At 45.2% G+C, this 12318-nt stretch carries 12 protein-coding genes and 1 tRNA gene; 2 read left to right on the forward strand and 11 right to left on the reverse strand.

Features of this window, described 5'->3' with window-relative positions; translation table 11 throughout:
- Positions 1-37: 37 nt before the first annotated feature.
- Together VMUT_RS12225 and VMUT_RS05100 are read right to left on the reverse strand one after the other, a co-directional pair.
- On the reverse strand, positions 38-871 hold the full coding sequence (locus tag VMUT_RS12225) for an MFS transporter (protein ID WP_258167475.1): 834 nt from the start codon (positions 869-871) through the stop codon (positions 38-40).
- A gap of 275 nt (positions 872-1146) precedes the next feature.
- Complete coding sequence (locus tag VMUT_RS05100) at positions 1147-1896, reverse strand: RAD55 family ATPase (protein ID WP_048056881.1); 750 nt, start codon at positions 1894-1896, stop codon at positions 1147-1149.
- A 343-nt stretch (positions 1897-2239) separates the two neighbouring features.
- On the opposite strand from VMUT_RS05100, the gene VMUT_RS12230 reads away from it, so the two are divergent.
- Complete coding sequence (locus tag VMUT_RS12230; RefSeq protein WP_148224668.1) at positions 2240-2500, forward strand: hypothetical protein; 261 nt, start codon at positions 2240-2242, stop codon at positions 2498-2500.
- 237 nt (positions 2501-2737) lie between these two features.
- Positions 2738-2884, forward strand: a complete 147-nt coding sequence (locus VMUT_RS12780) for a hypothetical protein (RefSeq protein ID WP_158304785.1) — start codon at positions 2738-2740, stop codon at positions 2882-2884.
- A 58-nt stretch (positions 2885-2942) separates the two neighbouring features.
- Here the strand turns inward: VMUT_RS12780 and VMUT_RS05110 are convergent.
- The 9 genes from VMUT_RS05110 to VMUT_RS05155 form a co-directional block, all read right to left on the reverse strand.
- Positions 2943-3041: transfer RNA gene (locus VMUT_RS05110), tRNA-Ile, on the reverse strand.
- Between the two features lie 294 nt (positions 3042-3335).
- A complete protein-coding gene (locus VMUT_RS12785) occupies positions 3336-3503 on the reverse strand; it encodes a hypothetical protein (protein ID WP_158304786.1) in 168 nt (55 codons plus the stop codon).
- 179 nt (positions 3504-3682) lie between these two features.
- Positions 3683-6220: a hypothetical protein gene (locus VMUT_RS05120; protein WP_237699721.1), complete on the reverse strand. Its 2538-nt coding sequence runs from the start codon at positions 6218-6220 to the stop codon at positions 3683-3685.
- Positions 6220-6465: a hypothetical protein gene (locus VMUT_RS05125; RefSeq protein WP_013604359.1), complete on the reverse strand. Its 246-nt coding sequence runs from the start codon at positions 6463-6465 to the stop codon at positions 6220-6222. Before VMUT_RS05125 ends, VMUT_RS05120 begins: the two co-directional genes overlap by 1 nt.
- A gap of 141 nt (positions 6466-6606) precedes the next feature.
- Positions 6607-8223 (reverse strand): hypothetical protein, encoded by a 1617-nt coding sequence (locus VMUT_RS05130; RefSeq protein WP_237699722.1) that lies wholly within the window; start codon positions 8221-8223, stop codon positions 6607-6609.
- A 776-nt stretch (positions 8224-8999) separates the two neighbouring features.
- Entirely contained in the window at positions 9000-9617 is a 618-nt protein-coding gene (locus tag VMUT_RS05140; protein ID WP_148224669.1) for a hypothetical protein, read from the reverse strand.
- A gap of 397 nt (positions 9618-10014) precedes the next feature.
- Positions 10015-11391 (reverse strand): DEAD/DEAH box helicase family protein, encoded by a 1377-nt coding sequence (locus VMUT_RS05145; RefSeq protein WP_237699723.1) that lies wholly within the window; start codon positions 11389-11391, stop codon positions 10015-10017.
- Positions 11392-11394: 3 nt separating this feature from the next.
- Positions 11395-11919 (reverse strand): hypothetical protein, encoded by a 525-nt coding sequence (locus tag VMUT_RS05150; RefSeq protein ID WP_013604363.1) that lies wholly within the window; start codon positions 11917-11919, stop codon positions 11395-11397.
- Positions 11909-12172 (reverse strand): hypothetical protein, encoded by a 264-nt coding sequence (locus VMUT_RS05155; protein WP_013604364.1) that lies wholly within the window; start codon positions 12170-12172, stop codon positions 11909-11911. The genes VMUT_RS05150 and VMUT_RS05155 overlap by 11 nt, the downstream gene beginning before the upstream one ends.
- Positions 12173-12318: the final 146 nt, after the last annotated feature.

The raw sequence follows: 12318 nt of genomic DNA on the forward strand, positions 1-12318 counted from the left end.
TGGAGCGTCTCTTCAATTATGTAGAATGCAAGTACGATTAAAAGATTGGATAACGTACTATGAAGAAGTAGAACGGTATTACCAGAATCGCTTCACCAATTAATCCTGCAAATACAATAGGCTTTCTTCCAACTATGTCTGTCAGATAGGCAAATGGTAATGTGAGGATTAGATAAAAGGCGGACGCTATGAATGTGATGAACGTTGCCTGTGAGTATGGGAAATGCACATATTGTGTTAAGTAAGTTGCTCCATAAACGATGTACGTGTAGGATAGCGGCACACCTGCCAGGAATAGTGCCATAAGGAGCATTAATATATAATGCCCCTTCGTCACCAGTGGCGCTATAGGAACCTTAAGTGTTCTCTTCTGTCTCCTAACTTCATCAAATGCTGGTGTTTCTGTAAGCCTTACCCTTATATAGAAGCCGATCAATGCTATTATAACGCCTAAAATAAATAGTATCCTCCAGCCATATGTTGTAAATGCCTGTTTTGTCATCGTGCTGGAAAAGAGTGTTAATAAACCAGTCGTTAATAAACCGCTTTGAGCCATCTGAACAATACCAACGAAAAACCCACGTCTCTCCCTTGGCGCGAGCTCAGCAACCATTGTTATACCACCACCCCACTCACCACCTAATGAAAAGCCCTGTAATAACCTCAAGGTTACTAATAATGCAGGTGCTAATACACCAACCTCTTGATACGTGGGTAATAAACCCATAAACAAAGATGCAAGCGCCATAAGTATTATAGGGATCATAAACGTATTTCTCCTACCCCACCTATCACCAAGCCAACCAAAGAAAAGTGCACCGATTGATCTCATGATAAATCCAGTACCGAATACCGCAAAATAATAAAGCAATGTTACAGTATACTTTTACTAGGGAAGAAGAGAGGACCTATTACCGTAGCCAAGTAGCCAAACAATGTGAAGTCATAGAACTCTAGAAAAGTTCCGAAAAATGACGCTATTGACGCCTCATAAGCCAGCTTAATTTGTTTTGGCCTCTCTATGTTTTTATCTCTATATCTTATTTATAGGCTTTTCTCTCTATCCAATATAAATTACACGATCCACATCAAAAGAAATAAATAATATCCTATAAGTCTAAAATGAATTTTGATAAAGCAGTGTCATCATCCACCTTGTAATTGAACCCCAAGGCTTTCAAGGGTGTTCTTTAGCATGTTCTTTATTTCGTTAATGTCCACGGGGACTATCGTGCCCTTAGCCGTAGTGAAGTAATACCAATTCATTGAGTGTGAGACACCCTTCATCCTCTTAACCCTCATCCTCCTGACCGGTATGCCTAGGTTCGCCATGTTTTCATCGAATTCCATCTCTATAACGCCATCAAAGACATACTCAATACTATTGAGTAGGTTGTCGATGTCCTCCGTGGTTACATGAGCAACTATGAACGTTACCATGTTGTAGAGTCTTGATGTTGATTTCAACTGCTTAAGCATTGCAATTAAGCCCCTTGGGTCAATATTAATGAGTAGGTCATTAATTGAGTCAATTATTAAGCCACGGGCGCCCCTTGAATAAACGGCCTGGCTAACCTTACTAATTAACTGTCCAGGATCCAACTCAGTAATTGCATCAATGACGTTAGGGGTCTTAATCCTGCGTTGATCACCCAGTGAGAATCCATCAATTACGAAGAGCCTATTACTGAAGTCCTTTAGGTCGTTAACCACGGCCTCTGGATTATCATCAAAGGAAACATAAACAAGTGGATAATTACTAAGGACGCTCTTAGCGAGCAACTTAACGAGGAGTGTCTTACCCATACCCAGGTCTCCACGGATGAGGACGAGGTAACCAAAGGGAAAACCCGTGGGTAATAAATCCTCTAAAACCTGGCACCTAAGAAAATCCATAATTGATCATGGATTAAGCCAGAACAAAATAATTAAGCATTACCTAGACTTGACACCGTCAGGTTTTCTTCACATGGTTACAATACAGTTGAGGAGATTGAGAAATTGATTGAGATCCTGAAGACGTATATTAAGTCTAGGGCTTAATCAATGAATTCTTTCTCAATAACCACTAATTTCTTCACATATGAGGCATTGCCTAGGTTGCATGCACAAACCCCACTTAGCGTCTAAAATCTAAGTTGGGTGCGCTTGGCTTTACCCATGTTGGGTGTGGGCCTAGTGTTGGTGCTTGGCATGCTCCATCAACCACTCCCCGGAGGCTGTCTCGGCGTTTCCGTATATGGGTATCCCAATGGGCCTAATTGATTCCACCGGCCTTACTTATTACGCGGTTTTAGGCGATGGTAACATTGATGCTGAGAGAAGGGTGATTGAGCTCAACATTGGTAGCGAGAAATATGAGCTACGGAGCGAGATTATCAATAGAATAATGAGGCATGACCTTAAGGAGCATGATTTAAAGACTGCAAAGGCTGTCGACATAGACAAGAGGCGGCTCGGCGATTCGATAATTAGGGCCTTGATTGATTATTTGAATTAACTATCAGATGCTAGGAAATTAAGGCACCTAATAACGCTGATAAACGTAGAGATCAAGCCGAGAGGTGACTCTTCGGTTGATGCCGTGAATGGCATGAGGATGTGTATTAACGTGAGGCGAAACGGCAATGTGAAACTCATGGTCAGGCGTAAGAACTTCGAGAATGCCAGGAATATTTAGGAGACGCTTCGAGTCGCAGGCTACAACGCTAATTTAAGTAAGCGAGATAGCCAATTCGTGATCTACATAAGCCAAGATGAAAATACGAGACATCCAGAGCTTATCATTAAGGTATGCGAAGTACTTATGAGGTTGCACGAGGAGACAGTGAGTGAGGACAGCATCGAAAGAGCATGGAGAATAGCTAAGGTAATGAAAAACTGAATTGTAGAGACTCCGCCAAAAGCCCACGGGCTCAAAACAAAGCACAAAAAATCATAACTGGTGGGCCCGCCGGGATTCGAACCCGGGACCTCCCGGTTATGAGCCATACGCGGGGCAACACGCCCCAGGGCGCTCTACCTGGCTAAGCTACGGGCCCTCCGAGATAAGCTCCTACTTCACAGTTTTTTAGTTTTTCGCCCGGGATTGGGTTTAGGAAACTACGTATGCTGGTACTTCAACGGTACGTTTGGATTTTATGCCGATCTTTTTATTTGCATAATTCGTCGTTTCATATAGCTTTTTGAATATTCAATCCCACAAACAATATTAGAAGACTATATATTCCTGCCTTAAAAGGCGGGGTCTTAAGTACGGTTTTATAGTCATTACTACGTGATGCCACTCCGTATTGGCGATATTTCTCTGGTTCATTAGCCGCGTTAATCAATGATTAATTATATAGTGCGCAGTGCCTGATGGGGTTTCTTGTTTTTAATTCGAAGTCTAGGTTGACGAGTACTTCCCACAGCCTATCAAGGGCTTCGTTGCAGGGTATTTTACCCATCCTCGCCCTACCAATTATTACTAGGGCTTCATCTATTGTCTTTGATGTATTCATAATTGAACATGAGGAGTAATTATGGGTTATAGGCTTAATCACACTATTCCTGAAAAGAGATTTTTAATGAATCTGTTATTTTAAATGAATAGTAGTGTTTTTGAGTCCTTAATGCAGTTAATTCAATAGTGATGATTCATTGCAGTACTGATTAGTGAGGAGACTGACCTGCCCTGATTTTAATGCCCTAAGTCCCTTATTGAGTTAATAATTCTGAGGAATTCCTTAACTATCCAAGCCTTCACAGTAACATCACCATTATTAACCCTGATAACAACATTAGCATAATCATCAACCTTAGCCACATCCTCAAGCTTGACAACGGCATTGTTAATCAAAACCCTAGCGTCAACCAGGGAACCATGCCTAACCAATAATTCCCTCAATGCTTCACTAACTATTAACGTGGTTAAATCCCTATCGATAACCCGGAGTATACCCAACCTAGTGCTGATGGTTCTTAGAGTATCCAGTGGCTTATCCATTGATTGCCAGACCTCACTTACGGCATTAATGACACTCTCATCAATACCCTTAGTGACTGACCTAAGTGCTATGTAAAGGGCAATGCTTGGACGTAAATAACTCTTTAAAGCCCCATAAACCCTTGACGCAGTACTAGTCTTAATGATCATGTACCTAGTTAATTCATTAATTCCATAACGAAGCATGGGATTCAACAATGAGTAGGGTCTAAGGACTAGGTTTGGCGATAAGGCAACACTCACTACAGCTCTTAACGCGTTTCTTAGGGTCTCACGTTCAATCAATAATGCTCTTCTCACTAGGTAATCTCTGGCCAGCGATACGCCATAGAGCGTTGGTAATAGGACATGAGGTGCTGCGGATACCTTTGGTAAGTCCCTAACCACCCAATACCCAACCCTGAGTAAATGACTCGTATGACTATGCCTAGCGATTTCGTAGACCCACCTTAAGTGTGCGTACCTCCTAGTAATACCTTCATTGTTAACCCTACGGCTTTTAACCACCATTGATATTAATGGGCTCGTGACTGCGATAATGTCCTCATACTTAATGCCAAGCTTGATCCTAACCACACTCATGATCCTGGACCAATACCTAATCCTTGGGATTATGGCTACTAACCCAATAATACCGAGGAGTAGGGCTGAGTAATAGGTAATGCCTATGAATAAATTAATCAATATGCCTAGGTTAAGCGGGTTTAGGTAGGCATTCCTTATGATCATTAGGGAATCATTGAACCAGGTAATGTAGGAACCACTCCACAATGCATAGTAATTAAATTCATACGGCTTAACACCAATCACTAGGGCGCTAATGCTGACATTACCGCAAGTGCCATGGCATTTGAGCGAGGCGGTAAGCCTATCGCTCCTTAACTCATTGATTACAACTGTGTAATTACCTGGGCCATTGCATGATTCATTCACCATACCGAGAATTGCATTAATAACCTGCGGTGGTGCAGTGATTCCCTGATGCACAATTGATGGGTTGAGTACTTGTTCAAGGTCCTGACAGAAGAGTTCATGGTTCGTAATGACGTTATTAATCCAGAACTGCGAAACCATGTTAATTGGCACACCCTGTATTATTGAGTATGTTATTGAGCAATTACTTTCTGTAGAATTAATTAGCCTTAGTGCTACCCCCGAGGCATATGCCATTACTGTTAGGTTTCCATTGCACGGCGTTGTTACATTAATAACGGCATAACCACTATTTACGCCAATAATAGTATTACCGACACCACTCCACGTGTAGTTGAACAAAGCCACTAACGAGTCATCATTAAGCACGGCAATCATTGGTAACCTAATAACCACAGTATCATTATTAAGCCCAAGACCTGGAACAACGAAGTAGTTTGTACTGAATTTCATGAATAGGGCTATTAGGCAATTAATCCTGTAAGGTATTGGTTGATTCCTCATTATGTACATTGGCAGGGCAACCACACCAGCACCATTAGGCAAACCAACAACCTCACTGTATGGGAATCCATAACCATTAATACACAGGGCAGTCGGTACTGACCTACCCAACTCATCAAGCACCTCAATATTGATAAAGCCCAACTCACTTGGCGCGATCTGTGTTTCACTGATGGTGCTAATTATTGGTAATGAATGCATGGTATTTATGCCGAGGGGTAGCGCAATACCCAGGACTAGGTAGAGGACAGTAGGTATTATGACTGCATTCCTAACCCTGGGTATAACAAGGAAGAAGGCCATGTAAGGAATGAACCGCCCAAGCACCTCGCCAATGATCACGGCATACTTCATGAACCATAGAACAACCACTAATATGGAAATCACATGAACCACATAATTAATCACTAAGTTAGTCAGGTGCTCAATAACCTCTATAACAAGCATAATCGAACCTAACCCTGACCCCGTGGCTACGTATATGGCCGCCTCAGCTATGGGTAAACCAATGTTAATTGATAAGGATAAGACGGCATCAGCAATGCCCAATGAGTTTACTAGATTATTATACGCATTCAGTAGCTTGTCCACTGTAATTAATGCCGTACCAATTGAGTAAAGATTACTGGGTATTAAATTAAAGAGGTTTGTGACAAGGGCCAGGGCTATTAGGTACCAAGCCAGGTCTTCAGCATCGATTTTAAACTCCCTGCCCCTAGCAATGGAATTAATTGCCCTAATCATTATTGAACCAGCTATGGCCATAACAACGAGAGCCAGACCAAGCATGGGCATCACGATAACGCAGACCTAATGGCATAAATAACAGCAAAGAGCAATGCATAGAGTATTATGACTATGGTATTTGCCTGGGCAACATACACGGCAAGCCTATTGTAGGCACTAAGTACATTACCAAAGCCATTAACGCTAATGCCAACGTTCTGGCACCAAGTCGTCTCAAAATTACTTGGATTAACTATGAATGATACACCCTTATCACTAACCATGGCGGTATAGAATGGTTGCGAGGATATCATGGCTGCGCCGCCTATTATAGTGACGTAGAGTCCAAGACCTATGGCGATAAGCAGGGAACCAACACCCCTAAGCCTAGAAACCGATAGACCAAGACCGAGGGATATTTAAATTATTTAAAAAGAACTTGCTGGCCCGTGGGTTTAGGTGGGGTTTCTACAGTTTAATCTCATTATTGCCTTAGCTACTTTCCAAGCCTTCACAGCGTTATTCTCATTTATCGTCTCCTCATGTATCCTTCTTAACGTCTCACAAACCTTAGCAATTAATTCTGGGTGTTTTTTAATTTCGTCGATATCTATGCATACTTCAAAACTTTTGCCGTTCTTCCTTAACTTAGCTTTGTAACCCGCGCTATTAAGTCTCTCCTGAATTGCTCTAGCATCCTCATAATTTTTACGAAGTATCCTAATTTCAATATAGCCCTCATCTCTTACATGAATGCTCATCTTTATATTATCGATCTCAATTGACAAACTGCCCCTTGGCTTAATCTTTATATTAGTCAACGCTATTAAGCGTCTTAGCTTTTCAGCATCTGGTAAAATGCTTAAGCTCTCGATCATTGCTTTAATCGTTGAGCTACTAAGCATTTTCCTGGTTAACTCTATGGCCTTATAAGTCCAAATTATGTACGTCTTTTTATTTCTGCTGTCATATTCCTTAAAGCCATAGCTCTTTATTTTCTTGATAATATCAACCCATAGCTCATACTTCGAAACGCCAATGTCAAGCTTAATCATTTTATTCTTAATATCAAAGTGACCATCACCAAGTAACGCGAAGAGCAAGAATATTAAGAATTCATCATTATTAAGCTTAAGAACTAACTTCACAACCTCATCCTTATTTTTTATCTTGTCTCTATGGCTTATTGCCCTTAAATGCCACTTTATGCTTATGTTATTATTAATATTTATGCCATTTATGTATATGTGAACTATTCCAGACCACACAAGTATCCAAGCGATAACTTGCCATAATTGGTTAGTGTTCATCGCTGGGTAACCTTTAACAATACTTCCATCCGTTAATAACAAGCCGTATCTCATTGCTTCTAATATATTATCGCTGAATAGCTTTGGCATAACTACGTCAATACCTCCTAAGTCACTCAACGATATTTCTATCGTTATGTTGTCTGGTGATTTAGCGATCCTCTCTATCTCAATCGCTAAGTATCTCGTGTATAAGTGCGCTATAAAGGACCTACTCTCGTTAAACGGATCTCCCGTTATGATTATTACTGCTTCACCCTTTCTTAGTTTTTCAATCAACTCCTCTAGTTCAGATCTATATATCTTAAACCACTTCTCTCTTGCTTCTTCGGCAAGCTTTAGCATATTTTTGCCTACCTCGTGCTCAACAGCCTTAAGCTCCATAATGACAGTATCAACCTCAACAACCACGACTTTTAACCAATCACTCAAGGCACTGATGGCATAACTAAATGGTGTAATCTCGTCGCTTAACAACACACTTCTATATCTCTCAACTCTCCTAATAAACTCACTTATTAGCTTCGCTACCTCATTAACTATTCTCGGATCGCTAACTTCCTCACCGCACTTTAACCTTTGCGAGTCCTTTACCTCCATACCCCAGCATATCCTTGGTTTGGCTGGGCCCCACTCCGCCTGGGCGTAGCCCCCGACACCCCCAGCAGTGCCGGGGGCTGTTGAGGATGGGTTGTTTTTAACCTCACCCACCCCTGGGGAGGCGGGGTCATCGGAGACTTTACCTCGAGTTTTCCACCCCATGTCTGGTCACCTACTGAGAGACTTCGTGGAGCTGGGTCCCAGCCAGAGCCCGGTAGCCCCCTACTCGATCACAGCCAGGGGTAACCCCCAACTCCCTTTCAGGGACACCCGGGAGTGGCCAGGCCCAACCCCACGAAGGGCCCACGGCGTGGGGATAAACCCACACCGGGGCCATACCACCGAGAAACGAAGGAAAAAACAATCGAAAGGGGAAAGGATTGGTTGGCGCCCCGGTGCGGGGAACCCCACACCGCGGGCCCCTCAGTAGGTGACCAGACATGGGGTGGCTATTCCTCACCTCTCCTCACTTGCTTAAATACCTACTGCATCAATTACCCCATGGCACTTGCCAGACATTTGTTCTGCAAATCCCTAGGGTTTACTGACTTATTTTCACATTACTCGGCTTGTTCATTAATAGCTTGTTCTGGCTTTTCCTAGAACAAGGTTCTCTTTCTTGCCCATTCACCGAAGCATATTGGTCTGTTTTTCCTAGGGTTTGCTGGACATCTTGCTATTGCCCCTCCTCCCACCAACCCCTCTCCCGCCGCCTCACCGGTTTCTTGGCTTGGGATCTATCGTCCACATCGCCGCCGGCGAGGCGGCACCCCTCGGCTATCGGATTCCTGGGGCTCGAGGTCTATCGTCCCCACAGCCCCCCTCACGAGCCGGGAGCCCCCCCCCCTACGAGGGGAGCCACCGGCTCTTTGACCGCGAAAGGAGCGGGGGAGGAGAGGGAGGATGGTGGGAGGAGAAGGGCGTAGGTGTTTGATTGATTAGGTCTTGAATAGCCACCAAGGCGTTTTGCTTGGCTCGGCACTTACGTTGTATTTCTTGGCTAGCCTCTGTAGCTCACTCAGTACCTGTCTTAGTTCTGCTTCGTACAACCACAGATCTTGACAATCAAGCTCCTCACCCTCGAGGTTCACCTCGCCATCCCTGCATTTCCTCATCAAGCCCTCAACCCTACTGATCTGGGCCATTAAATCCCCAATGCTATTATTAATTAGCCTTGCAACAACAAGGTCGCTATTGGCATTACCTACTGCTCCGTTGGCTTGACTAAGAACGGCTTCATAAACGAGCTCAGCAACATCACTTAGTAGGTTCTCCCTAACGTCGATCCTCGTTATATCTAAATCATTAACCACGGACTCCACAGCCTTAACGCCGTATGCCTTGACCAATGGGTGCAGCACTGACGCAACACTAACCAAGGCCCTAATGTACCAAGACCTGAGGCACCTAATGGCCTTGCCATCAAATCGCCAACTAACCAAGTCATGGCGATAACAACCACGCGTGAAGAACGCCTTAACACCACGCCCATCAAAGTCACGGAGCCTCCTGAGCAGCAAATTCGCAAGCCTAACACTCTCACTCCAACTATTCATCGCCAAACCCCCTATGCCCACCCACGGGCCAGCATTGGATCACCCACCGAGCATCCGCCCCGGCTATACCGGGGTGGTTTGCTCAGGGGCTCATTACTCCTCCACCAATTACTTTAGGCACAGGCTTAATAAGGCAGCCGAAGCGTCGAGGCATCGAAGGCGATGCCTTTATTAACCCCCACCAGCCTTGGCTTATGACTGGGCGGGGGTGGTCCGCCCGGGCTTGGTTTCGAGACGTCGAAGGCGATAGGCTTATTAAGCACCATTAAGGGTATTGGGCGGCTGGGTGGGGTGGTTTGCTCAGTGTGTCTAGCGGTCATCAAGGGGCAGCTTGACCCGCGTATCAATCACGGCTTCATCCCACCCCGCCCAGCCACTGCCCGGCTAGGCGGGGCGGTCAGCCGTTGCCGACGCATTGAATGCCATAATTCATTAAAACACCACAGTACCTCCTGAACCTCTTGTCAAATAATATTACCTCTATTGCCTCATTACTAGGCAACAACCTACCTACTGCCTGCACAGCCTTTATTGTGATTAAATCAACCGACCTCAAGCCCCTAACCTCCAAGCGCCTCATGACGTTCGGCGGTAAGAGTGGCAAGGTGAGCAATACGACACGCTTATAGCAGTTCAGCCTAACGCCCTCGGCATATTTGCCAAAAAACCTCAGTACGATACTTCTTTTGCAGATGTCCTCCCTCCTCAACTCGTCCTCGTAGACCACGTTTTCGATAATCACCTCCTTACTGCTCGTTGTGAAGATTACGGTAGGCAAACCATCACTCAATAAGTCGCTTAACCGCTTAGCGACTTCGTTCTTGAGCCTCTCGATGTTCTCGGTTGTCATGACCGCATCGCCAACCCTAGCCTTGATTACTTGGCTGGGCTCCACCCTAATCACAGGGATTGTGCTCAAAACACTAGGTGGTAATGTGGCCGACATCAGCAGGACCCTCTTGTTTTCGAGGCTCGGCAAGCCCTCTAGCTTGACTCCAATTAGGGCATCGCTGTCGGGGTCGTAGTAGGTGATTGGCGATTCAATGAATGCCACCAAGTCGTCCAGGCTCACTAATTCACTGAGCCCACTATCAATGGCTATGGTAAGCAACAACTCACCGAGTAGTGACCTAACGAGCTCTGCATCCTTAACATCAACGCCCTCAACACCGAGCTTTTCAAACAAAAGCTCAAAGCCCCTCCTCGGCAGGCTCACTAATTTGGGTACTGCTAAGTTGTGCGCCTCATCAATTATTAAACCATCAAACCGCTTGGCATGCTTGCTAATCCTACCGTAGTTCATCAAAACGACGACCAAGTCACCATACTCATTAAGTAACTCCCTAACCAAAGTCTCCTGAGTGCTGTACGGGCAGAGGCCTCCCTCCTCGGCGAATTCCCTAACCACGCCGTAATCAACAGCGTTGATTAATGCCTTAACCAATGATTGAGGGATAGGCCTATTGAATTGGCAGAAGCCGCATGGTTTTCGAATAACGAAGTCGCTGTGCCTATAATTTTTCAGGCAAAGTCTCTCCCTACCAGTGCTCAGGAAGTGCCTAATGCCGAAATCCCCAAGCGCCTTGCCAGCCTCAACCAAGGCGTTTATTAGGCTTGAGGCCCAGAGCCACCTACCACCCAACTGCTTAATCAAGAATGAAGCCACGAAGCTCTTGCCCCATCCAGTCGGTGCCTGGAGTCCGGCGACATTCTTCTCCCCAAGCATCGCCAACAACTTATTGGCCACCTCGGCTTGGTCACCCCTCAGAGCCATCACTCACCACCTCCTGAGTAGTGCGTAAACGGCGATGATTATGAGCGGTATAAGCCATGGAGCCAACTTAATGGCTACCACCAACCCAATGGCCACTACGACTACCGTGCCGAACAAAAACACAATAGCCCTCCTAACACCATTCCTCCTACGCCTAAGCTCAATCTCATTGACCTTATCAACAACGAACCACCTAAGCCTAGCCTCTACCAGGTTAAGCTCATGCTTAACCCTGTTGACGATATCATTAAGGCCCTGTTTATCGACTAACTGCCTTATCTCCTCAACCTCCCTACCCAACTCATCAAGCCTCCTGCCCAGGTCATTGGCACCCCTAACCTCACTGAGCAACTCACTCCTTAACTCCTCGATCTCCCTCACCAAGAACTTGATCAACTCCCTCCTCACCTTGTCCATGTCCCTAGACTTCGTTGTGCTCAAGAAATCAAGCAACTCATCCCTAAACTCCTCAAGTCTCCTATCGACATACTCCTTAACCCTCATGAACTCCTCCTCATCACTCCCCATCACCAACCACCCTCCTCACTATGTAGACCCCCCTATGGCGCCTAACCACCTCAAAACCATGCCTAACCAACTCAATGGTTAGGCGGCCTGTGGCCAGGGCTATCACCGCCCCATCAACCTCACTCTCAGGCAAGTACTTAACCAAGTACCTCCTGACCGCATTAACAGTGAACTTATAGAGACCATTATCGCTCTTAATATTCATCTTAAACTTCGGAAGCTCCTCAACAATGAATCTATGCAGTATGGGCAAGGCCTTACCCAGGTACTTAGGCGCATAACTACGCCCAGCCTACGGAGGGGCCCAGCCAATTGAATCACCCCCAAGGAATTCGCCCCGGCAAGCCCAGGGCGATGTACCTCAGGGGCTCATCCCTCACTAATAACTATTGGGAATTA

This window comes from Vulcanisaeta moutnovskia 768-28, assembly GCF_000190315.1.
In the GTDB taxonomy this organism is placed as follows: domain Archaea; phylum Thermoproteota; class Thermoprotei; order Thermoproteales; family Thermocladiaceae; genus Vulcanisaeta; species Vulcanisaeta moutnovskia.